Annotated in this window: 23 protein-coding genes; 12 read left to right on the top strand and 11 right to left on the bottom strand. The window is 39.6% G+C overall.

The annotated features are described in order from the left end of the window. Positions 1 to 41: 41 nt before the first annotated feature. Positions 42 to 650 carry a trimeric intracellular cation channel family protein gene (locus tag N0B29_RS04800; RefSeq protein ID WP_263832571.1) on the bottom strand — a complete coding sequence of 203 codons (609 nt, stop codon included), beginning with the start codon at positions 648 to 650 and terminating at the stop codon, positions 42 to 44. Then, complete coding sequence (gene ruvX / locus N0B29_RS04795; RefSeq protein ID WP_263832570.1) at positions 643 to 1,050, bottom strand: Holliday junction resolvase RuvX; 408 nt, start codon at positions 1,048 to 1,050, stop codon at positions 643 to 645. The genes N0B29_RS04800 and ruvX overlap by 8 nt, the downstream gene beginning before the upstream one ends. A 156-nt stretch (positions 1,051 to 1,206) precedes the next feature. Between ruvX and N0B29_RS04790 the strand changes: the two genes are divergently transcribed. Next, entirely contained in the window at positions 1,207 to 2,397 is a 1,191-nt protein-coding gene (locus N0B29_RS04790) for an L-serine ammonia-lyase (RefSeq protein ID WP_263832569.1), read from the top strand. 21 nt (positions 2,398 to 2,418) lie between these two features. Here the strand turns inward: N0B29_RS04790 and N0B29_RS04785 are convergent, their stop codons facing one another. From N0B29_RS04785 to ilvC, 7 genes are read right to left on the bottom strand one after another with little or no spacing between them, the layout of a single operon-like run. Next, positions 2,419 to 2,949 (bottom strand): hypothetical protein, encoded by a 531-nt coding sequence (locus N0B29_RS04785; protein WP_263832568.1) that lies wholly within the window; start codon positions 2,947 to 2,949, stop codon positions 2,419 to 2,421. A gap of 30 nt (positions 2,950 to 2,979) precedes the next feature. Then, positions 2,980 to 3,786 carry a sulfite exporter TauE/SafE family protein gene (locus tag N0B29_RS04780; RefSeq protein ID WP_263832567.1) on the bottom strand — a complete coding sequence of 269 codons (807 nt, stop codon included), beginning with the start codon at positions 3,784 to 3,786 and terminating at the stop codon, positions 2,980 to 2,982. 9 nt (positions 3,787 to 3,795) lie between these two features. Beyond that, positions 3,796 to 4,566, bottom strand: a complete 771-nt coding sequence (locus N0B29_RS04775; protein WP_263832566.1) for a DNA-processing protein DprA — start codon at positions 4,564 to 4,566, stop codon at positions 3,796 to 3,798. Next, a complete protein-coding gene (locus N0B29_RS04770) occupies positions 4,566 to 5,708 on the bottom strand; it encodes a divergent polysaccharide deacetylase family protein (protein WP_263832565.1) in 1,143 nt (380 codons plus the stop codon). The genes N0B29_RS04775 and N0B29_RS04770 overlap by 1 nt, the downstream gene beginning before the upstream one ends. 8 nt (positions 5,709 to 5,716) lie before the next feature. Beyond that, positions 5,717 to 5,956 (bottom strand): cell division topological specificity factor MinE, encoded by a 240-nt coding sequence (minE, locus tag N0B29_RS04765; protein WP_263832564.1) that lies wholly within the window; start codon positions 5,954 to 5,956, stop codon positions 5,717 to 5,719. Continuing rightward, a complete protein-coding gene (gene minD / locus N0B29_RS04760) occupies positions 5,953 to 6,762 on the bottom strand; it encodes a septum site-determining protein MinD (protein WP_263832563.1) in 810 nt (269 codons plus the stop codon). The genes minE and minD overlap by 4 nt, the downstream gene beginning before the upstream one ends. Before the next feature lie 19 nt (positions 6,763 to 6,781). Beyond that, on the bottom strand, positions 6,782 to 7,804 hold the full coding sequence (gene ilvC / locus N0B29_RS04755) for a ketol-acid reductoisomerase (RefSeq protein WP_263832562.1): 1,023 nt from the start codon (positions 7,802 to 7,804) through the stop codon (positions 6,782 to 6,784). Between the two features lie 140 nt (positions 7,805 to 7,944). On the opposite strand from ilvC, the gene N0B29_RS04750 reads away from it, so the two are divergent. The 6 genes from N0B29_RS04750 to rpsR all read left to right on the top strand — a co-directional run bounded on the left by N0B29_RS04750 (position 7,945) and on the right by rpsR (position 13,102). Continuing rightward, positions 7,945 to 8,757 (top strand): HDOD domain-containing protein, encoded by an 813-nt coding sequence (locus N0B29_RS04750; protein ID WP_263832561.1) that lies wholly within the window; start codon positions 7,945 to 7,947, stop codon positions 8,755 to 8,757. After that, complete coding sequence (locus N0B29_RS04745; RefSeq protein ID WP_263832560.1) at positions 8,754 to 10,700, top strand: VacB/RNase II family 3'-5' exoribonuclease; 1,947 nt, start codon at positions 8,754 to 8,756, stop codon at positions 10,698 to 10,700. Before N0B29_RS04750 ends, N0B29_RS04745 begins: the two co-directional genes overlap by 4 nt. Next, positions 10,693 to 11,679 (top strand): DNA polymerase III subunit delta, encoded by a 987-nt coding sequence (holA, locus tag N0B29_RS04740; RefSeq protein WP_263832559.1) that lies wholly within the window; start codon positions 10,693 to 10,695, stop codon positions 11,677 to 11,679. Before N0B29_RS04745 ends, holA begins: the two co-directional genes overlap by 8 nt. A 119-nt stretch (positions 11,680 to 11,798) precedes the next feature. After that, positions 11,799 to 12,209, top strand: coding sequence for a 30S ribosomal protein S6 (gene rpsF / locus N0B29_RS04735; protein ID WP_263832558.1), 411 nt, complete (start codon positions 11,799 to 11,801; stop codon positions 12,207 to 12,209). A gap of 13 nt (positions 12,210 to 12,222) precedes the next feature. After that, positions 12,223 to 12,729: a single-stranded DNA-binding protein gene (locus N0B29_RS04730; RefSeq protein WP_263832557.1), complete on the top strand. Its 507-nt coding sequence runs from the start codon at positions 12,223 to 12,225 to the stop codon at positions 12,727 to 12,729. A gap of 106 nt (positions 12,730 to 12,835) precedes the next feature. After that, positions 12,836 to 13,102 carry a 30S ribosomal protein S18 gene (gene rpsR / locus N0B29_RS04725; RefSeq protein WP_041959792.1) on the top strand — a complete coding sequence of 89 codons (267 nt, stop codon included), beginning with the start codon at positions 12,836 to 12,838 and terminating at the stop codon, positions 13,100 to 13,102. Positions 13,103 to 13,149: 47 nt separating this feature from the next. Here rpsR and lon read toward each other — a convergent pair whose 3' ends face one another. Next, complete coding sequence (lon, locus tag N0B29_RS04720; RefSeq protein WP_263832556.1) at positions 13,150 to 15,573, bottom strand: endopeptidase La; 2,424 nt, start codon at positions 15,571 to 15,573, stop codon at positions 13,150 to 13,152. Positions 15,574 to 15,688: 115 nt separating this feature from the next. Further along, positions 15,689 to 16,336 (bottom strand): outer membrane protein assembly factor BamD, encoded by a 648-nt coding sequence (locus tag N0B29_RS04715; RefSeq protein WP_263832555.1) that lies wholly within the window; start codon positions 16,334 to 16,336, stop codon positions 15,689 to 15,691. Positions 16,337 to 16,502: 166 nt separating this feature from the next. On the opposite strand from N0B29_RS04715, the gene fliW reads away from it, so the two are divergent. From fliW to N0B29_RS04690, 5 genes are all read left to right on the top strand, one after another. Continuing rightward, positions 16,503 to 16,898 (top strand): flagellar assembly protein FliW, encoded by a 396-nt coding sequence (gene fliW / locus N0B29_RS04710; protein ID WP_263832554.1) that lies wholly within the window; start codon positions 16,503 to 16,505, stop codon positions 16,896 to 16,898. Between the two features lie 61 nt (positions 16,899 to 16,959). Further along, entirely contained in the window at positions 16,960 to 21,165 is a 4,206-nt protein-coding gene (locus N0B29_RS04705; protein WP_263832553.1) for a PA14 domain-containing protein, read from the top strand. After that, positions 21,165 to 21,851: a type IV pilus modification PilV family protein gene (locus N0B29_RS04700; protein WP_263832552.1), complete on the top strand. Its 687-nt coding sequence runs from the start codon at positions 21,165 to 21,167 to the stop codon at positions 21,849 to 21,851. The genes N0B29_RS04705 and N0B29_RS04700 overlap by 1 nt, the downstream gene beginning before the upstream one ends. Next, complete coding sequence (locus N0B29_RS04695) at positions 21,848 to 22,783, top strand: type II secretion system protein (protein WP_263832551.1); 936 nt, start codon at positions 21,848 to 21,850, stop codon at positions 22,781 to 22,783. Before N0B29_RS04700 ends, N0B29_RS04695 begins: the two co-directional genes overlap by 4 nt. Beyond that, a complete protein-coding gene (locus N0B29_RS04690; RefSeq protein WP_263832550.1) occupies positions 22,783 to 23,244 on the top strand; it encodes a type II secretion system protein in 462 nt (153 codons plus the stop codon). The genes N0B29_RS04695 and N0B29_RS04690 overlap by 1 nt, the downstream gene beginning before the upstream one ends. Positions 23,245 to 23,316: the final 72 nt, after the last annotated feature.

The raw sequence follows: 23,316 nt of genomic DNA, 5'->3' as shown, positions 1-23,316 counted from the left end.
CACGTACTCCTCTAAAAAACGCAATTATAGCAAAAAAAACCTTACCCAATTTTGGGCAAATTCCACTGTTTATAATACGCCAGCAACCGAAGCGCTACGCCAAAAGCAAATACGACCATCACAGGTACATATCCACCAATGTCAAACTGCGCAAACACAAACAAAATCGCCCCTACTAAAAGCGAGACCGTACCGTAAAACTCACTGGTTAAGAGTAAGGGTACACGGTTGAGCAAGATGTCTCGAATGACACCACCTCCAACAGCGGTTACAAGCGCTAAAAGTACCACACCAAAAAAGTTAAACCCTACTTGCAACCCAATCAACGCTCCAGAAATCGAAAAAGAGACCAACCCTAACGTATCGCTAATGATAAAATAGATTTTTTTTTCAATCTCATCTTTACGGTGCAATTGCAAAAGAACACTCAAAACGATCACGGCAATCACCAAGAAAGAAGGCAATAGATGCGTAAAAGTGTAAGGAGGACGATCGGCTAGCATATCGCGTACCAGACCTCCGCCAAGTGCTGTCAAAAAGGAAGCAATAAAAACACCCAAAAGATCAAGCTTCTCTTTGACTGCTACGTAAAAACCACTCAGCGCAAAAGCAACCGTACCGATAATCTCGGCAACTTCAAGCTCAACCATGACTCGCCTTTTCTGCATCCAAATAGCGTTCTAAAATGACTTTTGCCGCCATAGAGTCAATGCGTCCATCACGTTTTTGACGAATGACACCTTGCATCATCTCTTTGGCTTCATTGCTTGAGCCGTACTCGTCTTGGTACACCACTTCGCCGCTAAATTTTAGCAGGCTTACAAAGTGTTTGATGCGCCGCTCCATCTCTTCGCTGCTACTGCCGCCTTTTGGAAGTCCTACAACCAGAAGCTCGATGCTCCATTCGTTTAAAAAAGTATCAACATCGCGCGCGGCTTGGTCACGATTTTTACGCAATATCGCCTCTTGCGGTGAGACAATTCCCGCCGCCAAACAGAGTGCCACACCAATACGTTTCAACCCAATATCAATACTTGCTATTTTTTTCACGAATTTGCTCTTTATTGGAATGACTTAATTCTATCTAAGATTGATTTAAAGCGCTCTTTACACCTTTTATTGGCTCATTTTTTAAGCATTCTCTCGAAATGAAAATCTGTTTATGTGCTATAATCCACCACAATTTTTACATGTAAAAGGTGTGTCATGCAATCACTCAAATCATTTTACTGCATTGGGCATGGACCCTCTTCTAGCCACACGATGGGACCTTATAACGCTGGCACGCTTTTTAAAAAACGCTTCCCAAATGCCTCTTTGTACCGCGTCACGCTTTTTGGCTCGCTTGCCGCCACAGGGCGTGGTCACTTAACCGATGATGCCTTGCATCAAGCCTTAGCAACGAAGGGTGTTGAAATCCTTTTTCGCCCCGACATCACCAAACCGTTTCACTCCAATGGCATGTTTTTTGAAGCATTTGACAATAAACAAGAGCTACTAGGCTCTTGGGAAGTTTACAGCGTGGGAGGCAGTGCGCTTAAAGAAGCGGGAGAGAGTGCTACACCTGAGCCTTCGATCTATCCGCTCACAACGCTTGGCGAGATTATAAAATGGTGCGAAAAAGAGCATAAAGAGCTGTGGCAATACGTCGAAACGTACGAAGGCGAAGCGATTTGGGAGTATCTTGCCGAGGTGTGGGCGAGCATGCAGACTACAATCGATCGAGGATTGAAACAATCCGGCGTTCTGCCAGGCATTCTCCAATACCCCAGAAAAGCTCCCATGTTCTTTGCCAAAGCACGAAAAGAAGAAAAACGAGCACATGGCATCATCTTCGCCTATGCCCTCGCCACCAGTGAAGAGAACGCGTCTGGCAATATTGTCGTGACAGCACCCACTTGTGGGGCATGTGGGGTCGTACCTGCTGTCCTTCGCTACCTTAAAGAACTCTACAACTTAGATCAAATTGACTGTTTGCGTGCTCTTGCCGTTGCGGGACTTTTGGGGAATATCGTAAAATTCAATGGCTCCATTTCGGGTGCAGAAGTGGGATGTCAAGGCGAAGTAGGTGTGGCATGTTCGATGGCAGCAGGCATGGCATCGTATCTTTTTGGCGGCAATTTACAACAGATTGATTATGCGGCAGAGATGGGGTTAGAGCATCATCTTGGTATGACGTGCGACCCCATAGCAGGCTACGTGCAAGTACCCTGCATCGAGCGCAACGCGGTGGCGGCCATTCGCGCCATTGACGCAGCAGAATACACCTCATACACCGATGGAGCGCATAAAGTAAGTTTTGATGAGATCATCCAAACGATGGTCGAAACGGGAAAAGACATGAACACCAACTACAAAGAGACTTCGCTCGGAGGTCTAGCCAAACGTTATCTTTAGAGCTTTACATGTAAAGATGATTTACGGGCATTTCAAATAGCTAAAGCGGGTATCTTCCCAGATCACTCTTGCATCATAATTCAAAATAAGTCCATCACCACGTGTGACACCATTTTGTACCATGTATTTTGGATAATAGGTCGGCTTTCCCAGTTTTTCTAAAAAGTTGCAGCTTGATTTCATATCGTCCAATTTAGTACGTAAAACTTCTGCAAACTGGTTGCGCTTATTGGCATCGAGTGGTCCAAAAATTTCTGTTTTGAGCGTATCTAAAACTTGTCGTGTGCTTTTATCAACCACACGTGCTCCATCAAAATAGCCATACGCCGTCGCCACCAGATAAAGCTCAACTGCTTGAGGGTATTTTTCTTCTTCAATGCACTTTGCACTCGATTTAAATAGATCAACAGGGGTATGACTATTTTTGATCTCAACGCGCTCCATGCAACTGCTTAGGGCAACAAGCGGCTTATTTTCATCAAAAAGATTGCTACTGCTCGCGCACATAAGAAACGGTGGAAGTAAAAGTGTCAGTAAAAAACCTTTTCGCATCATATTTTCCTCTTTACATGTAAAAATATTTTAGATGACAGACGTGAGCATTTTAATGCTGAGTATCATCAGAAGTAAAGCAAAAATCTTTTTGAGTTTGCCAACAGGAAGGGTATGTGCCATCTTTGCACCCAACGGGGCAGTAAAATAACTCACAATTGAAATAAGCACAACACCCGGCAGATACACAAATCCTAACATCATCTCTGCTCCACTACCGGAGCTGTGCATCATGCCATTAACGATGTAACCAACCGTGCCCGCTATGGAGAGTGGAAATCCAATGGCTGCAGACGTTGCTATTGCCTTTTTCAAATCCACATTTTGCCACACAAGATAAGGAACAGTCAGTGAGCCTCCTCCGATGGAAACCAAAGCGGAGACTATGCCAATCAGTGAGCCCACACTGAACAAAGAAGCAGGAGTTGAGAGTTCACGGCTTGGTTTTGGCTTTTTATCGATCGCCATTTGAATGGAAACATACGCCATAAAGATAGCAAAAAAGATGGCAAGATGAACAGATTTCATGTAGGTTGCGAGAAACGTTGCCGCAAAAGTGCCAATGACAACGCCACCAGCCATATATTTGACAACATTCCACATCACAGCACCTTTTTTATGGTGTGCTCGCATACTGGCAAAGGATGTAAAAACAATGGATGCCATTGAGGTTCCAAGTGCCATGTGGACAACTTGCTCCACAGGAACACCTTGCGCTAAGAAAATTGAGGTCAAAACAGGCACCATAATGCCTCCTCCACCGATTCCAAGTAATCCCGCCATAAAACCAACGACTAAGCCCAAAGCTAAAAATGCCAAAATCCATTCAAAACCCATACTTTTCCTTTACGCGCGTAGAATGCGTCCATTTTCAACTCTTATTTTACCCAAACATTCATATTCAAATACTTTTTGTGAAAATTTTGCGACAGCATCGTGGTAGAGCGGATGTGTGTCACAATAGATGAGGAAATCATCTTTACATGTAACATCAATTTTACCAAAAAGAGCGACAAACGCATCAATGTCATAAATAGGTGTGGCCAACCCTTTGGAGAGAAGCCAGTTTGTGCCTTCACTCTCACCCAAACGATGTGGAAGCACATAAATAGGCTTTTGCATTTTAAGAGCAAACTCTATGCTGTGCATTGTGCCACTTTTAAGATCGGCTTGTGTGACAATAAGCGCGTCACCAAGGGCTACAACAAGTTCATTGCGCAGAGGAAAATTCCATTTGAGTGAGGGTTGCCCTGCCTCGAATTGACTGAGCACCAACCCCTCTTTTTCAATCCCCTCAATTAGCTTTACATGTAAAGAGGGATAACGAATATCTAAACCCGTTCCTGCAACCATTATCGTGTTTTCAACCCCTGCAGAAAAGTGCGCTAGCCCATCAACGCCTTGCGCTCCGCCACTTACAACGCAGACACCTGCAAGGGAGAGTTTTCGAGCAATCTCTTGTGTGTAAATTTTTGTGTAAGCAATGGGATGGCGAGTACCCACGATAGAAATTTTAGGGCGTTTTAAAAGAGCAGGATTACCGAGGTAGTAAAGCGGTTTTGGATAGACTTTCATTATCTCCAATTCAGGGACATGAAAGTCTATCGTTTGGATCATTATAAGTCTTTTAGATAAACCAAATCCACACCTTCTAAGAGCTCTTTCGAATCTCTTAAAACCTCTAAAGTATTTTTGTGCGGATGTCCAATTGCAATGGCATAACCATGTTTTTTAGCTTTTGTAACAGCTTCTCTCAGTTGCGTACGAATCAAGTTTTTATCAAGTGAGTTATCGAGAAAAACGTCTCTTGAGTAGAGAAACATATCGTATTTTTTCGTAATCTCAGGCGCTTTACTGTTACCAACGGTGCGGCTATCAACAAACACCAAACCATTCTCTTTCAAAACTTTCACCAAGCGATCCATTGCATTGTAATCTGCTGTGAAGGAACCACCGGTATGGTTGTTGTAATAAATTAGCTCTGGAAACAACGCTTTTATACGTTTAATTCTCTTCTCAATCACCTCACTTGAATCAACCGCGTTAAGTGTTTCAGGCTCAGGCGAAGAGTAGTTTTTTGACTCCATGGGGAGATGGATCATCGCAAATTCAAAATCATGCGACAAACGTACAGTATCAGGATGCCCTTTTGTTGGAGGAAAAAATGAAGGAGTCACTTTATACGGTATCTCTTTAATGGAGCGTGTTTGCCAAGCGAAAGAAACATCATCGATGATAATGGCAAGCTTTGGCGTTGTTCCTTCTGGGTATTTTTTACGAACAACTTCGTGTGGGCGCGCTGGCTTTCCACTCTCTTTGATACTTCGCTGATAATCATGGACTTCGGAGAGTTCTTGCGTCTTACTCTCCTCTTCAGGAGTCTGTTGCACCACAACAGGAGTCGTGTGTGTCTCGTTGTTTTCAACAGGTTTTTCACTACTTTGATTACTTTCTGTCACATTGGCTTCAACAAGAGGAGTCGATGGTGGTTGAGGCAGCGATGCTTGACGCATTTTTTCATCATCTAACATCTGCTTCATCTTACGCATCAATTCATCATTAGCGGACATCTGGTCTTTTTGAACTATTTTGTAGCGTTCGTACGAAGTAGTCATGTAGATATACACACCAAAAGCTGTCAGTAGAAGCGTAAAAATAAGCATTATAAGCAAACTATACTTTCTAAGTTGAGCGGACTTTATCTCTGTAAGAGGCATACCCTCTTCTGTTTTTTGATTTTCTTTATTTTTTTTTACCATAAATGCAATTACTTTCCAAGAATGACTTCAACTTCTAGTAGCTCGAGATTTTGATTGTTGTGGGAGGTGATTTTAACATCTTCCACTTTGGTATATTTCTTAATAACAGCGATCAAATCGTTGCGAAGATCGTCTAAATAAGGTAACTTACAACTCGCTCTCTCATGGGAAAGCATGATTTTAAGGCGATTTTTTGCCACATCTGCCGTATTTTTTTTCTTTCCAAAAAGATCACTGAAGAAACTCATTTGAAAATTCCTTTGAGTGCTGAGAGAAGTCCTTTTTTCACACGAATGTCTAAAAATTCGACCTCTTCGCCTAAAATACGTCGTGCAATGTTACGGTATGCTTCTGCTGAGAGTGATTTATCTTTATTCACAATTGGTGAGCCTGTGTTCGTTGATGTAATAATATCTTCATCATCAGGCACAATACCAATAAGTGGAAGTGCAAGGATACTTAGAACATCATCCACACTGAGCATATTGCCCGCATCAACCATCTCTGGCTTAATACGGTTAATGATAATGTGCTTCTCAACTTCTAAACCATTTTTAGCACGCTCACTTTTAGCATCAATAATACCAATAACACGATCCGCGTCGCGTACAGAACTTACATCGGGAGTCGAAACGATGAGTGCACGATCGGCTAGAAAAATAGAATGTTCAAATCCACTTTCAATACCCGCAGGTGAGTCAATCATAACGATGTCAAAACTCTCTTTGAGATTTTCGATCAATGCTTTAACTTTATCTTTATTCAAAATATCTTTATCTTTGGTTTGACTCGCAGGTAAAAAATAGAGTGTTTTAGACTTTTTATCGTTGATAAGGGCTTGTGCAAGGTTACAACGACCTTCCATAACATCGACCACATCATACACAATGCGATTTTCAAGTCCCAAGATCATGTCAAGATTTCTAAGACCTATGTCAAAGTCAATCGCAACAACTTTTTTGCCTAAATTTGCAAGTCCAACGGCTAGGTTCGCGGTGGTAGTGGATTTACCCACCCCACCTTTACCAGACGTTACGGTGATAACTATACCCATGTAACCTCTTTAGTACGATTTAATTTTTGTCTTTATTGATGATTTTTTTAGAGGTGATCCAAGGCATCATAGAACGAAGTTTTTCGCCTGTTTTGTTAAGAAGACTTCTCTCCGTTTTAGCGCGCTCTGCGTTCATACGAGTGTATCCTGCTTTTCGCTCTAAAATAAAATCTTTGGCAAAACGACCATCTTGAATCTCAGCCAAAATCTCTTTCATTGCTGCTTTTGACTCAGCGTTGATAACTCTTTTTCCGCTCACATAGTCACCATACTCTGCTGTATTAGAGATAGAGTAACGCATATCAGCAATACCGCCTTGATACATCAAGTCAACGATAAGTTTAAGCTCATGTAAACACTCAAAGTATGCCATTTCAGGCTCATAACCCGCTTCTACCAATGTTTGAAAACCTGCTTCTACAAGTGCAGTAGCACCACCACAAAGAACAGCTTGCTCACCAAAAAGATCGGTCTCAGTCTCGTCTTTGAAAGTCGTCTCAATAATACCAGTTCTTCCGCCACCAATTGCAGATGCATAACTAAGTGCAAGTGCTTTTGCTTTACCAGTCGCATCTTGATCGATTGCAATAAGATCAGGAATACCACCACCGTTTACAAACTCACTTCTTACGGTATGACCTGGTGCTTTTGGAGCAACCATGATACAGTCAACACCTTTAGGAGTAATGATTTGACCGTAGTGAATGTTAAAACCATGACCAAACGCAATCGCTTTACCTTCACTCAAGTTTGGCTTAATTTCTGATGCAAAAACATCACCTTGCATCTCATCTGGCAACAAGATCATGATAACATCAGCGTATTTTGTCGCTTCACCTACCGTCATAACACGGAAACCTTTTGCTTCCGCTTTTGCCCATGAACTACCATCTTTTCTAAGACCTACAACGACTTCTACACCGCTATCACGAAGATTTTCTGCATGTGCGTGTCCTTGAGAACCAAAACCAATCATCGCAACTTTTTTAGAGCGAATAATGCTTAAATCACAATCTTTGTCATAAAAGACGGTTATTGCCATTTGTCAATCCTTACATGTAATATTAAATGTCGGCATTTTACAGAATAGTTACTTAAAAACTTTACATGTAAATGAACAAAGGAAACTATAAACCAACAAGAGATAGAATTTGGTCATAAACAAATCACTAGGAATCACTTATGGACGAAAATATTTTAAAAAAAATCAAAGCGCTTCCGCCTCTTGATGATACGGTTTTAAAAATACAGCGTATTTGCGTCGATAAAAACAGCTCATTAGCCGATCTTGTCAAAGTCGTTGAGAGCGATCCAATGCTAACTGCCAACATTTTAAAGTCCTCCAACTCACCTCTTTATGGCTTTAGCAGGGAAATTAAAAATATCGCTCATGCGGTATCGCTTTTTGGCATGGCAACCGTACGTGGTTTTGCCCTTTCTAGTGCTATCAAACAAAACATCAAAATTGATCTTGCACCATACCACTTATCGAACACCACTTTTTTAGAAATTAGTACGCTTCAAAGCACATTCATGTTTAAGTGGTACTCAAAAGTCAATAAGGCAATGCTCGATGTTCTTCAACCTGCTTCTTTTATGATGGAAGTTGGCAAAATCATCATTGCGCATGAGCTCATTGAGCAACAAAAAGATGGTGCTTTTAAAGCAGCGCTTGCCTCTGTTAGAACACCCAATGAACTTTCAGCCTTAGAAAAAGAGTATGTGGGCTTTTCAAACGAAGAGATTACAGCAAAAATTTTTGAACAATGGAATTTAGAAGCTGAACTGGTCGAATCCATTAAATTTTCGAATGACCCAGAAAATGCGCAAGAGCACATCCGTGCTTTTTCTGCTGCACTCAATATTGTTAAAAACAGTATTAATATTTTTGGACAACTTGATGAGACATCGATTGATCGCTCACTCAAACTTCTTGAAGAGTACGGATTAAACACTGAGCCATTTTTACAAACCGTTGAGCAATTTAAACAGTGAAAAACTTTCTTTTAAGCCTTAGCCAAGGGGTGGCACAAAAAGATGTGCCTTCCCCTTTTCTCCCTCATTTTAAAACCTTAATCCAACTTCGAGCACTGGTTGCTAAAAATGATCTTTATGTACTCGATTCTTCCCATCTCGTCGGAAAAATGGACGTGGCTTTTAGTGGAACAGGATTTTTAAGCTCTTTGGAACCTACGCGTTCAAAAGACATTATCATTGAAGCGAAAGACCTGCATGGTGCCATGCGTGGCGATTTCGTTGTCGCAAAACGCGTCGCCAATAAACGAGGAGGACGTGCCAAAGCTGTTGTTGTCTACATTGCCCAACGCGCTTTTGCAAAAAGCATTGTTTACACGAAGATGAGTAAAGGTAAAGTCGTTGGGATTAATGTTAAAAATGAGTCTATTTTTGACATTACTGCCAGCCAAAAATCACTCAAGCAACTTCCACTTGGAAGCGTTTTAAAGATTGATAACATTACCAATGTCATTGAAGAAGTTTTAGGCGTATTGAACGACCCATTGGTCGATGAAAAAATTTCTTTAGCTCTTTTTGATAAAAAAGAGTTTTTCTCTAAAGAAGCCGAAACGGAAGCCAAAAGCCACGGTGATTTTGTCGAAAAATCGTACTATCCGCACCGTGTTGATCTCACTCATTTGCCTTTTTGCACCATCGACCCCGTAGACGCGAAAGATTTTGATGATGCCATCTATTTTGATGTCGAAAACCACACGCTCTACGTTGCTATTGCCGATGTCAGTGAATACGTTTATCCAATGGGACCTATCGATAAAGAAGCCATTGAACGCGGCTTTTCGATCTATTTTCCCCACAAATCTATTCCGATGCTTCCACGCGCACTCAGTGAAAACATCTGTTCCCTAAAACCCAATGTCGACCGCCTTGCTTATACCTTTAAAATCACGCTCGATCCTCTTACATGTAAACCGCTCAAAGAGGAACTTTTTGAAAGTATTATTCATTCATCCAAGCGCTATACTTATGAAAAAATAGACCAATTTTTACAAGGTAAAACCGATGAGGCTGATGCTGCAGATAAAACAATCTTAGCGTATCTTTTACCCTTGCATTCACTCACCCAAAAATTGCGAGACATGAGGCTTGAAAATGCCTTCTCGTTTCGTTCTTCCGAAGTGCGAATGCGGGTTGATGAGCACCAAAACCTCCTTTCCACAACCATAGAAGAAGAGACACCTTCGCATGGTTTGATTGAAGATTGTATGCTTTTAGCCAATAAAGCCGCAGCAAAAAAACTGGGCTTTGGTATTTTTAGAACACACGATAGCCCGTCGTATGAACGAATGGAAATGCTTTTAAATGACTTAGCCCTTATTGGCATTAATGCAAAACTAAGTGCTGATATTCCTAAGATGATCCAAGGAATTCAAGCCAAAGCTGATACGTTAGGACTTCGTGAAGAAGTCGATAAACTCATCATCAAAAGTCAAAAAAAGGCAATTTATGAGCCTGAGAACAAAGGACACTTTGGACTTGGCTTTGATATGTACACACACTTCACCTCCCCAATTAGACGATACAGTGATCTTACGTTGCACCGTCTGTTAAAAGCGAAGATGGCGAATGATGAGAAAAAGCTCACCTTCTTACTTAAAGACATTGCACCGCTGTGCGAAAAAATTAGTAACCTAGAACGAGAGAGTGACAAAGTCGCGTGGGATTTTATGGACCGTAAATTTGCGCGTTATATGGCGTTACATGTAGGCGATAATTTCAAAGCCATTGTCGTTGAAACCGAACAAAATCCTATTGCGAAACTGGACGATGAACTTAAAGGTGCTCGCATCTTTTTACTCGACAATGATGTCCATTTGCTCCAACGTATTGAAATTAAAATTGTCGAGAGTAATATTGCAACCGCTAGAATTTACGCCAGAGTAACGAGGAGTTTTGATGTATAAAAGAGAATTTGAAGGACTTTTAAAAGCGAATAAAGCCCCAAAATCAACTCTTTTGTACGGTGCATGCGCATACCAAAACAACGTGCTTGCACAACAACTTTTGACTCTTTTAAATGCGGGAAGCGAAGAGAAAGTGATGATGTATTTTGATGAGTACAACTTCAGTTCTGCGAAGAATTTTCTCTCCCAGTCATCTCTTTTTGGCGATCGCAATATTTTGATTGTTAAAACCGATAAAACGATTCCCACAAAAGAGATTGAGACACTCGTTGGATTGTGTACCAAAAATGATTCAAGCTACTTTATCTACCAATATTTTGGAGAAGATAAAAAAGCAACCCCACTTACCAAGCTCTTCGATAAACAAAATGAGGGTGCTTTTGTACGCCTCTTTAAAGCCGAGTTTAATGAAGCCATACAGCTACTGCACAACCATGCCCATGCCATTGGACTTTCCATTGACCGCTATGCCCTGCAGCACCTCTACATGATCCACACCGAAGATCTCTCTTTGTGTGTTAATGAATGCGAAAAACTTTTGGTGCTAAATCGCGAAATTGGAATCAACGATATTAACACACTTGTCTATGGACTTGGGTCTGTTTCCATGGATCATTTCATTACAAAACTACTTGAGAAAAAAGACATCAAAGAAGAGTTTGAACGCCTTGTTGAAGGTGATGGCGTCGAAGAAATTAGAATTATAAACGCTATTCAAGCCCATGTAACACAGCTCTTTTTGTTCCATGCTTATATTAAATTAAACGGTGCCTTCGATGCTAAGGCCATTCTTGGCTACCCTCTTCCTCCACAGTTAGCAGCGCAACGCTCCCAGCACTCTATCAAGATTGATCTTGCGACCTATCATAAGCTTTCTAATCTATTGATCGATGCTGAATACCGCCTCAAAAAAATGGGAAATGTTGAAAAAACAAGTTATCTTCTCTCTCGTTTAATTAAACTTCAAAGTTCTTTATAACCTTCCCGACTTAGCGAAATAAGAAATGCATAAGGTGATTTACAGTATAATCCACGCCTATTCTAAAAAATCCTTACTCAAATACTAATCTATTTGGGTGAAATCCAGAAGGAGAAACGATGCGACATTATGAGTTGCTTGTTGTAGTAAAACCTACATTAACTGTAGAAGAACTACAAGCAAAACTAAACTATCTAAAAGAAATTTTAGAGAAAAATGGTGCAGTAATCACTGCAAAACTTGAGATGGGTACACGCAAACTTGCGTATCAAATCGATAAATTTGAGCGCGGAACTTATGTAGTATTCTACTTCACTGCTCCTACAGCTGCTATTGCTGAAGTTGAGAGACTTATCAGAATTACTGAAGAGTTTATTCGCTTTATGACTGTTAAATTTGAAAATCAAAAAGAACTTAGATTCTGGAACAAACAAGTTGAGAAAATCACTAAAAAAAGTGAAGCACCTGCTGCTGTTGTTGAAGCTAAAGAGATCGTAGAAGAACCAACTGTTGTTACAACTGAAGCTTAATTAAGGAGCCATGATGTTCAATAGAGTAATTATGCTTGGTAACCTCACACGTGATTGCGAACTTCGTTACCTACCTAATGGTGGCGCTGTTTGTACCACTGGACTTGCGACCAATCGTCGCTTTAAAAAGCAAGATGGAAGTCAAGGTGAAGAAGTGTGCTTTATCGACATCACCTTTTTTGGACGTACTGCAGAGATCGCGAATCAATACCTAAGCCGTGGCAAAAAAGTATTGGTAGAGGGTCGTTTGAAACTCGATCAATGGACTGATCAACAAGGTGTAAAGCGCTCTAAGCACTCTATCACTGTTGAAACACTCCAGATGATTGATTCACGTGGTGCTGGACAAGAAGGCGGTGCAGAGATGGGTGGAAGTTATGGTGAGCCTTCAGCTACGCCAAACGTAGGTTATAACGCTAACCCACAAAAACCCGCAGCCTATCCAAGACAATCTACTCCTGAATATAGTGGTCATGAAATTCCGAGCATCGATATTAACGATGACGAAATACCGTTTTAGCTATTTTTACATAACAATGTAAAAATATCTGCCTTGAAAAAGGCAAGCTTTAGTGACGATTAGGCTTTGCCTAAGAGTCGTGATAAAAATAAGTAAAGGATAAAAAATGGCAGAGAAAAGAAAATTTGCACGCAAATACTGCAAATACTGTGAAGCAAAAGTAGAATACGTTGACTATAAAGATGCAAAAATTTTGAGACATTCTCTCTCCGAGAGATACAAAATCATGCCTCGTCGTTTAACTGGTAACTGCAAAAGACATCAAGAGATGGTAGAACTAGCGATCAAACGCGCTCGTGCTACAGCGGTTATCCCATACATCATTGACACTCAAAAAGTTGTTGCTGTTCCTTTCGAGCAATTACAACAATAAGCCTTACATGTAAAGCTAGATGGTCTCCCATCTAGCTTCTCTCTTGTTTATTTCACTAACGCAAATTCCAAGACTTCTTCTACCCTAGACACAGGGATAATCTTCATCTTCTCTTTGACTTCATCAGGAATTTCGTCCAAATCTTTTTCATAGTTTTTCTTAGGAATCAATGCTGTTTTGATCTTTGCTTTGTACGCAGCTATGAGTTTTTCTTTAAGTCCACCAATAGGGAGTACTTTACCCGTTAAGGTCAACTCACCCGTCATCGCCACATCGCTTTTGACTTTTTTATCACACAGTATCGAAGCAATCGCTGTTGCCATGGTAATACCCGCACTTGGGCCGTCTTTTGGCGTAGCACCCTCTGGTACATGTATATGAAGGTCATAGCGTCTGTACACATCGCTTGGCTCAATCTTCTTAGCGGTATCTTCTTTATCCGTCCCTGTTGTTGGGATAATGGAAAGTGGTACGTCTATCTTGCCGTTATCGATCAAGACTTTAACCACACTAAGTGCTATTTTGGCAGACTCTTTCATGACATCACCGAGTGAGCCTGTGATCTGAATGCCGCCTTTTCCTTGAATGCGAATCGCCTCAACTTTGAGCACATCGCCACCGACACTCGTCCAAGCAAGTCCATTAACGATACCAACACTGTTTTCTTTATCGACTTCATCGATTTCAAAAACGGTTTTTGGCAAGTACTCTTTTAAATTAGTATGGGTAATACTCACTTTATCAATCGTTGGATCTATTAAAAGCTGTTTCGCCACTTTACGTAAAATATCAGCGATTCTACGACGTAAATTTCTTACCCCTGATTCTCGTGTATAATTTGCAATAACCAGCTGTAATGTAGGCTTAGAAATATTCACTTCGTTATTTTTCAAACCATGCTTTTTCAGCTCTTGAGGAATGAGGTATTTTTTAGCGATTTCATACTTTTCTTGTGGCGTATACGAATTCACAAAGATAAACTCCATACGATCACGAAGCGGTGCAGGGATAGAGCCTACTTCATTCGCAGTGGCAATGAAGATCACTTTGCTAAGATCAATGTTAAAGTTTAGGTAATAGTCTCTAAATTTGTTATTTTGCTCTGGATCAAGCACTTCTAAAAGAACCGCTGTTGGATCTCCCCTGAAACTTCGTGCGACTTTATCGATCTCATCAAGTACCACAACAGGGTTCATCTCTCCAGCTTCGATGATGCCTTGCACGATACGCCCTGGCATCGCACCAATGTACGTGCGTCTATGACCTCTTAACTCATTGACGTCCTCTAGACCGCCCAGTGCAATACGTACAAGTTTACGCTTGAGCGCTTTTGCAATCGAATTTGCCAAAGAGGTTTTACCCACACCTGGAGGGCCTGCAAAACATAAAATAGCACCATTCGCTGATTTGTCTGCAATGCCACGTTTTGAAAGCAACTCGCGTACAGCAAAAAACTCTTCAATGCGTTCTTTTGGCTTTTCAAGCGAATAATGGTCTTTGTCAAGTTGTGATTTAACTTCTAAAACATCAAGGTTTTTCTTCGCTGCTTTTCCAAAAGGTATCTCAATAACCCAATCAAGATAGCTCTGAATTAAGTTGGCATCAGCCGAATCTGGGTGCATACGAGAAAGCTTGTCGATCTGCTTTTTGATCTCTTTGTACGCATCTTCGTCCATGTGCTCTTTTTTAGTTTCTAATTTTTTGCGATACTCTTCAATCTCTTCTTCGCGTTGATTGTCCGTTCCTAACTCTTTTTGAATCTGTTTGAGTTGTTCTTTAAGAAAATACTCTTTATTCACTTTTTCAATCTGAGAATGCACTTTAGTCTTAATCTCTTTTTTCAAACGGCTTGACTCAATTTCTTCAATGACATAGTCAATAAGTTGTAACAACCTAGCTTCATCATCTTCTTCGATAAAAAGCTTATAAGCTTGCTCTTTTTTGAGTTTCATACTGCTTGCAACAAGGTCGGTGATGCGATGAATGTCATTGTTATCTTCAATCGTTTTAATCAAATCAGGTGGAAATTGTCCTCCCAAGCTTCCTAAAAGCGCAATTTTTTCTCTCAAAACTGCCAACGTCGCTTCAACTTTCATAGCCTCAGAGCGATGCGTATGGATCAAATCGATTGTTGCCCGAAGGGGTGTGCTCGTGAGCTCTTTTATAATTCTGCCTTTTTGCATGCCTTGAAAAAGAATTTTCACTCTTCCATCAGGAAGGTCAACTTTGCGCATAATAGAGCCGATGACACCGGCTGGATAAATCGCATTAAAATCGCGCCCATGCTCACTACCCGATTTTGCTGTACAAACCATGACTAAGGAATTGTGATCTAATGCATCATTAGCCGCGCGAATATTTTCTTCATCGGTTAAAAAAAGTGGTGAAATCATAAAAGGATATAAAAATAGATTGTCTTCTACGACAATAGGAATGTCCGCTGGGAATGCGGTATAGTCACTGAGTTTCATCTCTCAACCTCCGTCATATTGTGTTTTTGGTATTTTACATGTAAGAGCATAAGAGCCAAGCTCTTATGCGATAATTAGATTGTATAGTAAAGAAGTAAATAAAAAGTTTTGTTGTCTACTTTTTTTCAAACCAAGAACGATACCAAGGGATGTTTGGTTCTACGATTTTAGCTTCACCCAAAGAAGATTGTTTCAATTTTTCTTCAAATGATTTAGATGCTTCTGGTTTATCAACACGTGAGTAGAGATCTTTGATGTTTTCATCTAAAAAGTACTCACCTAGTTGCAATCTCACCAAAATAGTCTCAGCCAAAGGGCGGAATTTCGAATTTGGATACTTCGCTAAAAAATCTTTTGTTTGAACAATGGTATCTAAAAGAAGTTGTTGATTTCTATTTGGGTTAGGGAATGCTTCATAATTAGCTTTGATCTTCATATAACGAACATGATCAGCATTGGCTTTGTTACCATAACGCTTAAGATACTCATCAAGGTAAAAATTTGCCAAAACATATTCTTCGTCTTGAATATGTGCATTGGCTAACATCATCATTGCTTCAGGAAGTAGTGGAGATTCGATATGCTCACTGGCTAAAGAAGTGTAGCGCGAGTCTGCTTTTTCCAAATCTTGAGCTTTAATCTCTTTGGCAATCTCTTCATACCAATAGGTTGCTGGCATATTGAAAACCTCTTTATCTTTGGAGGCACAACCGCTGATTAAAACCATCAATGACGCCACAATAAGAACATTTGCTATCTTCATTCACTCTATCCTTTGTGTTAAAAAAACCTATTGTATCTTCTTTTTTGTTATCCTAAAATAAAAATAGATATTTTCCCATTTGAGACGATTTGTTTTGAGGTTATTGACTCATTTAACGTACAAAATGATACAATAGATAAAATAATTATTTTGCAAAAGGAATAGTATGATCTTCTCTGTTAAAGCACCGATCCCTGGATTTGAAACCATTAAAGAAGCTGAACTTGAAAAAGTCGATGATTTTTTTGTGAAATTTATCTCAAAATCTGATGCAACAACCTTTGTCCTTATCAATCCTTTTATGATTCGTCCTTACGAGTTTGAGATTCCTGAGTACTTTAGAGCACTCCTTGATATTAATGAAAAAACCAACATTCTTATTTTAAACATTATGATTATTGCAACCCCTATCGAGACTTCAACGATTAATTTTATTGCGCCACTTGTCTTTAACGTCGACAATGGAAGCGTTGCACAAGTTGTTTTAGACGCAAACCTCTATCCTGATTTTGGCTTAATGGAAAGTATTTCACAATTTTTGAATAAAGAAAAATCTGAGTAAAACGTGTACTACTTTGTACCCGTTTTCAAACCTTTACATGTAAAGATTCAAGAGGTGATGTATGAAAAAAAATAGCCTTTTAATATTATTTTTTTTACTGTTAATCTCTATTTCAAACTTAAATGCCGCAAATGGTTTAACGGGTAAATACTATAACAATACTAGTTATACAGAACCTGTTACACTCATACGAACAGATTCAATTATCGATTTTAGCTGGGGATATGGGAGTCCTTCTGGCTCTATCAATAATGATAACTTTAGCATTATCTGGTCAGGCTATATTATCATCCCAGAAAAAGCGAATTATACTTTTTATTGCGCACATGATGATTTTATGAGTGTTAAAATTAATGGAACGCAATATTATAGCAACGGAACATGGACAGGAGGAGATACATCATATAATAATTTTTCGATTAATAACTTGAATGCAGGTACTTATCCTATTGAAATTCGTTTTCAAGAAGGTGGTGGAGGAGCTTATGCTCATTTTGCTTGGCAAAATAATAAATCTATTCCTTTTCAAATTGTTCCATCAACAAACCTTCGCACGTATCCTTTAATAACTATTGCCGATGCAAATCTAACAGAAGGCAATACCAGCTATAGCAATATGAACTTCACTGTTACCATTTCAGAAGCGGCAAACGCGTCTGTGCAGTACGCGACATTGGATGGAACTGCAACGGCAGGAAGCGATTATAACGCTACAAATGGAACACTATTTTTTCGCTCATCAGATGCAAATCTCACAAAAATTATTTCTGTACTCACTAAAGGCGATACTCTAGTAGAAAATAATGAGACATTCACCATCATACTTTCCAATGAAGTCAACGCAACTCTTGCACGAGCAACTGCTACAGGTACTATCATCAATGATGACATGGGATACTGTGGCACAAATGCACTTTCTAATGGCTTTCATGTTGTTAACCCTTATAATGACATCAACAAATCGATTGAGATTTACTGCTATAACAATCGCGATTTTATAGCCCTCCCAAATAAAAATAGTTCGAATAACTTTGTCTTTAATAGCAATACATTAGGTAGTACAAATTATTATAATGAAGCTACAACTAATGGAGTCCCTTTTCAAGCTATAGAAATTAATGCATACACACTGGATGTCATTGTCAATCCTTCATTAAGATCTCCTCAAACAGTCAGTACGTTTCAAACGATGGGCTCTTCATTTAGTAATATTAACTTGACAGCTACACCTTTTGCTATCGACTGGGGCAATACAACCATCTCAAACTGTACACAAGCAAAACTAAGAACTGCCTATTATGGGCAAGATGTCAAAATTAATAGCCTTGATTACGATAATAAAGCCATCTGTAATATTGATAAGATGAAATTAAAACTACTGGATGATTACCGTTATTTAGTCTATGACGGAAATGAAGTCTTACAAAAAAGCTGTAAAACGATGGCAGAAGCTGTGCCAACAACTTTTTTAGCCAGCTCTTCTATACAAGGGCATTATTGGATTTCACCTTTTTCTAAAGCAAGAAGTTATAACGCTACTGATATTACATCTGCTAGTCGCCCTATTGTTACCTACTGTTGGTATCAGACCGACCTAAACTGGGTATGGACATTTTCTTTGGCAATGGATGGAAAAGTAACTAATACAAAAAGTGATTTGGTCAATAAAAGTGATACATGCTCAAAGTTTGGGCTTTTCCCTTTTGTCCCCAACAATGAAGACACTTTTGAGAGAGTTAGAGCATTTTTATACAATAAAAAATCGGAATGGGTACACTATACCGGCACCATTGAAGAAAAATATAATGTTTTTATGAATGATCATTACTATTTAGCCTCAGAACAAAGTAGTATTATTTGGCCGTATGGTTCCTTTGGTGTCTATTTTCCTTACAATGGCAACCATGACTCTTCAGGTGCAAGCAAAATGTGGAAAGGAAATAACGGCACTGACAATCATTCTCCAGGATGGATGAGCGGCTCACCCATGCACAACATTAGCGCAATTGCAACAGATTATGCACGTGTCAGTAATGATGGAGGTGATGCCAATAGGGATTATTACAGTTGGGGGCTAAACACATCAGAATTAGGTATTTCATCTGCAAAAGCAATATATTCAACGACCGATACAAACTCATCAGATGGCGCATATCCTTTTTCAGCAACCATGGGTGCTAAAGGTTGGGTTTCTATTTTAGGTGCAGCAGATCTCAATAAAACCAATGAGTGGTTTATCTCAAGGACAGGAGCGGGTGTCAATTTTGATCATTCAACGTCAGACTACCCCTACTATGAGCCGAATGGTAACTATACTGGTGGTGCTTGGCTCAACTTTTTATTTGATAGTAATGGAAGAGTAAGACATCTGGATGACTACGACGCTCGTTATGCTTACTACGATTACATGTGTATGGCAGAAGACAACTATGACTTTACCACACGTTATGGACTTGTACTTGGACCCTTTAAAGCGATTGAACATTCGGTTGCTTCGGGCAGTGAAGCTACTAATACAGCGATTCAAACAAAAGTTGTCAACAGACCTTTCAGCCTTGATATCGCTATTTTAAATGACTCTTTAACAGCACTTGAAGCTAATCGCAATGTGAGTGTTGGTATTTTTATGGATGATACCTATATGGTTGGATCTACTGAAACGCCTCGAGACATACACTATTTTGGTGATATAAAGAGAAATGGATCAGGGTCATTTAATGCATTAAAAACCACAGGTAGATTTGAACTCCCTGCTTCTAGTTGGCCATCAGGAAATCAGATATGGCCACAAGCAAAAAAAAGGCTATTTGTCAAATTTAAGTACTGTTCTTTGGACACACAAGAATGGACAGATTGCTGGACAAAAACAGGCAATACGGCTACATGCATATCGGGTAAAGAGACGTATTGTAAATCTGTCGATTCTGATGATTTTGCAGTAAGACCCAATAAGTTTGATTTTGTTATTACAGGAGCAACTCCATATAAAGCTGGAAAAACATACACTGTTTCGTTTTATGCTAAAGATGATGCCGATGCTGCAGCTCTAAACTATACACAAGGTGCTCCTTTTGAATACATTGAAACAAAAACAGGTTGTCTGACAGGAAGTTATAATATAACAGGAACCTCCGTCCCTTTAATAGATGGTTTTGCTACTTATGATCTTGTTTATAGTGAAATAGGGATTATTAATGTAAAAATGAGAGAAACATCTGGCACAGAATTCGCATACATTGATCGAAGTGATACATCAGATTCTCAACGCTATATAACACCATTTGATCAAAATATATCTTATACTCCAGATCATTTTTCATTGGCTTCAACGTTTAAGAATTACAATGATGGCAATTTTACCTATATTTCAAATGATCTGAATATGTCTTCAGAGCTTAATGTTACCATTACTGCTAAATCGTTTTTAGACACTAATGCAACAAACTATAACAGTGCTTGTTATGCAAAAGCTACAGACTACAATATCTCTTATGATGCACTTACAGTTTCTCCTGCTAATTCCATTACACAAATCAAATTTTTAGAGACCAATACTTCAACATCGGGGTTTTCTCTTATTAATGCAGGACTAAACCTTGCAGGAATTAGCAAAAATATTTTTGGAACAGACACTAATGGTACAGCAAAACTAAATCTTAAACTCAATTTTGATAGGAATACTACAAAATCTTCTAATCCTATAAAGCTTAATCTTCGTGACCTCAATGTAACCGATACCGATACAATTAAAGGAACTACAGACCTGAACCAAAGCTCTCTTTTTTACTATGGTAGGGTAAATTCTACAGATTATCGAGGTCAAAGCCCCATTCCTGCAACAATTCGTTATGAAGTTTATTGTAATTCAAACTGTAATAAAGCTGATTTTAATATCACAGGTTCCCAAAGCCCTATTTCACTCAACTGGTATCAAAACAACTTGCATAATGATTTAACAAATGGTAAAGTAACAGCCTTTACACCACGAGGAACAACAATTGTTAATCCAAATGCGTCAAATGCTATTGTTAATGGATTTGAAGCAAATACGCTTTCCTTACCAATTGGAACACTAGCCCCTTACACTGACCGTATACAAATGACGCCTTCTTCTTGGTTACTGTTCAACCTTTTCAACGCTAACGCTGCAACCAATGATTTTAATGTTGAATTCACACGTCCTGGAAATTGGGCAGGAGAAGGAAAGCTTGGTCAAACTGTGGATGTTAACACTTCTACACGAACGAACCGTAGGATGGAATGGTAATGCGTTCTGCAATGTCGATGCTCGAATTAGTTGTTGCTATAGTTGTCATGGGCATAGTCGTCATGAGCTTACCACTCATTCTCACCCAAGTACAAAACAACAATGCCTTTGCTATGCAACAAGAAGCCATCCTTGCTGCGAAAGCCAAAATAGGCGATATTTTGACCTACGAATGGGATGATAAAAGCTATGATGCAACTGCACAGCGCTCGTTTGTTTTAGATACTACCAATGGCGATCCAGAACTAGGACGCATTGGAACAACCAATCAGCGTATAGGTCATATCAATGCCGACAATAGACGTAAATTGTATGATGCAACAGTAGCTCTAAATAATAGATCTGCGTCTGCTATTGGTTCTGATGGTGGAGATTTAGATGACATTGATGATTTTAGTGGCTTGCCAGCTATTGCTCTAACGGTTACAGCAGGCGAAGATGCTCAAAATTTAGATTATATTTTTGATCTTAACTTAACCACGACTGTTACCTATGCTGCAGATGCTGCAAACTATACTTCATCAACGCTGGGAACTTTTGTGTTAAATCCTGACAACAATGCAACTATTACCAACATTAAAACGATTTCTGTTCAAGTTGCTGGAGCACAAAGTGCTATAACTTTACGGGCTTTTTCATGCAACATAGGTGAATCAACTCTTCTTCCATCAAGGCCTTACCAATGAAAAAACACTCCGCTTTTACTATGATAGAATTGGTAATGGTTATCGTCGTTTTTGGTATTGTGGCGAGTATTGGAGCAGAGATTGTGGCGAGTTTATATAAAAACTATTTGCGTACCCGCGCTATAAATCGTCTGCAAAGCCAAACAGAAATTGTACTAGAGCAAATAGCCAAACGATTACAATACCGCATTAAAGATAGTGTAAGAGCTATCAAACCAGGAAGTATTGTTCCTCTTCCAAGTGCTGATGGTACTTATGGAACGATTGAATGGATTGGCATTAGCAATGAAAGCTTTTTAGGTGAACATGATGGTGTTTCTGTTGTGCCAGGGTGGAGTGGATTTATCGATATGGATAGTAACAATACCAAGCTTGCCACACGAACATTGGAAACACCTGGTAGTAGACTTGATTTTGCACGCGATATCATTTTGGCACTCACAAACGGTGACGTCGATATGAACAATGAAAATGGAAATTTACCAGCTCTCATTTTCAAAAATTCTAAACCTCTTTATAATGTTAACAGCTACTATTCACAAGGTGGTGGGAATTATACGGTTCGCGTTTCGAAAGTTGCTGGAGCCAATACCCGCTTACATATTCCTGCTGATGACAATTTGACCGATTTTGATAACGATGGTGTTGGTTCTGGTGATCTCTTCGAGCAGTACTATCTCTCGCATACCGCTTATGCACTCGTACCTGTTGGCAATGCCAGTGATTTCAACCTTACGCTTGTCTATAATTATCAACCTTGGCAAGGCGAAACATATACAGCAAATGGAACAACCTCTGTCCTTTCTGAACACGTCAGTACCTTTAGAATTCGCCAAGAAGGAGATGTTGTGCGTATCAAACTTTGTATTCATGACAATAACCAAAGTGGCGACTTTGATTTTAGTGCCTGTAAAGAAAAGGTAATATTCTAATGCGTAGAGGATTTACACTCATAACCGCAATTATTTTTATAGTGCTTGTCGCTTCTATCGCCGCTCTTGCACTCTCGTTTTCGAGCTTCTCAACCAAACAAACAACCGATCTCTTTTTAAGAGAACAAGCTGAACTCCTCGTGCAAAGTGGCACTGAGTTCGCGCTTCTTGCGATTAGTGGGCATGATATCAACACGACTAATGGTTGTCTGAATGCTATTAATGCGCAATACCCAAAAGCGGGAGCAAATGCCATTTTTGACATCAATGTCACAATTAATTACTTAGGGAGAGGTTTGGCTACAGCTTCCAATAACAACTGCAATATCCTTAGTGACTTGGTTGAAACAGCAGACTCCAATCGTACCGTTATCATCGACACAATTGTTTCAACGAATACTGATAACAACATCTCCTCAGAGCCAATTCGTCTTCATCGCCGCACTATCCAAAAGCCCTAATCTTAGCCTTTCAAACCTCCTTTTGCTTTAAGGTTCGTTTTGTTATACTTGTTTTATCAACCCCGAAAAGGG

The sequence above is a fragment of the Sulfurospirillum oryzae genome (genome assembly GCF_025770725.1).
In the GTDB taxonomy this organism is placed as follows: domain Bacteria; phylum Campylobacterota; class Campylobacteria; order Campylobacterales; family Sulfurospirillaceae; genus Sulfurospirillum; species Sulfurospirillum oryzae.
Note: the sequence above shows the minus strand (reverse complement) of the source record. Positions and strands in the feature narration are given on the sequence as shown.

What these genes read in the sequence shown, in the direction of transcription:
- N0B29_RS04800 (WP_263832571.1), bottom strand. Translation starts at nt 650, where the DNA reads ATGGTTGAGCTTGAAGTTGCCGAGATTATCGGTACGGTTGCTTTTGCG.
- N0B29_RS04790 (WP_263832569.1), top strand. Translation starts at nt 1,207, where the DNA reads ATGCAATCACTCAAATCATTTTACTGCATTGGGCATGGACCCTCTTCT.
- N0B29_RS04785 (WP_263832568.1), bottom strand. Translation starts at nt 2,949, where the DNA reads ATGCGAAAAGGTTTTTTACTGACACTTTTACTTCCACCGTTTCTTATG.
- N0B29_RS04780 (WP_263832567.1), bottom strand. Translation starts at nt 3,786, where the DNA reads ATGGGTTTTGAATGGATTTTGGCATTTTTAGCTTTGGGCTTAGTCGTT.
- N0B29_RS04775 (WP_263832566.1), bottom strand. Translation starts at nt 4,566, where the DNA reads ATGATCCAAACGATAGACTTTCATGTCCCTGAATTGGAGATAATGAAA.
- N0B29_RS04770 (WP_263832565.1), bottom strand. Translation starts at nt 5,708, where the DNA reads ATGGTAAAAAAAAATAAAGAAAATCAAAAAACAGAAGAGGGTATGCCT.
- minE (WP_263832564.1), bottom strand. Translation starts at nt 5,956, where the DNA reads ATGAGTTTCTTCAGTGATCTTTTTGGAAAGAAAAAAAATACGGCAGAT.
- minD (WP_263832563.1), bottom strand. Translation starts at nt 6,762, where the DNA reads ATGGGTATAGTTATCACCGTAACGTCTGGTAAAGGTGGGGTGGGTAAA.
- ilvC (WP_263832562.1), bottom strand. Translation starts at nt 7,804, where the DNA reads ATGGCAATAACCGTCTTTTATGACAAAGATTGTGATTTAAGCATTATT.
- N0B29_RS04750 (WP_263832561.1), top strand. Translation starts at nt 7,945, where the DNA reads ATGGACGAAAATATTTTAAAAAAAATCAAAGCGCTTCCGCCTCTTGAT.
- holA (WP_263832559.1), top strand. Translation starts at nt 10,693, where the DNA reads ATGTATAAAAGAGAATTTGAAGGACTTTTAAAAGCGAATAAAGCCCCA.
- rpsF (WP_263832558.1), top strand. Translation starts at nt 11,799, where the DNA reads ATGCGACATTATGAGTTGCTTGTTGTAGTAAAACCTACATTAACTGTA.
- N0B29_RS04730 (WP_263832557.1), top strand. Translation starts at nt 12,223, where the DNA reads ATGTTCAATAGAGTAATTATGCTTGGTAACCTCACACGTGATTGCGAA.
- rpsR (WP_041959792.1), top strand. Translation starts at nt 12,836, where the DNA reads ATGGCAGAGAAAAGAAAATTTGCACGCAAATACTGCAAATACTGTGAA.
- lon (WP_263832556.1), bottom strand. Translation starts at nt 15,573, where the DNA reads ATGAAACTCAGTGACTATACCGCATTCCCAGCGGACATTCCTATTGTC.
- N0B29_RS04715 (WP_263832555.1), bottom strand. Translation starts at nt 16,336, where the DNA reads ATGAAGATAGCAAATGTTCTTATTGTGGCGTCATTGATGGTTTTAATC.
- fliW (WP_263832554.1), top strand. Translation starts at nt 16,503, where the DNA reads ATGATCTTCTCTGTTAAAGCACCGATCCCTGGATTTGAAACCATTAAA.
- N0B29_RS04705 (WP_263832553.1), top strand. Translation starts at nt 16,960, where the DNA reads ATGAAAAAAAATAGCCTTTTAATATTATTTTTTTTACTGTTAATCTCT.
- N0B29_RS04700 (WP_263832552.1), top strand. Translation starts at nt 21,165, where the DNA reads ATGCGTTCTGCAATGTCGATGCTCGAATTAGTTGTTGCTATAGTTGTC.
- N0B29_RS04695 (WP_263832551.1), top strand. Translation starts at nt 21,848, where the DNA reads ATGAAAAAACACTCCGCTTTTACTATGATAGAATTGGTAATGGTTATC.
- N0B29_RS04690 (WP_263832550.1), top strand. Translation starts at nt 22,783, where the DNA reads ATGCGTAGAGGATTTACACTCATAACCGCAATTATTTTTATAGTGCTT.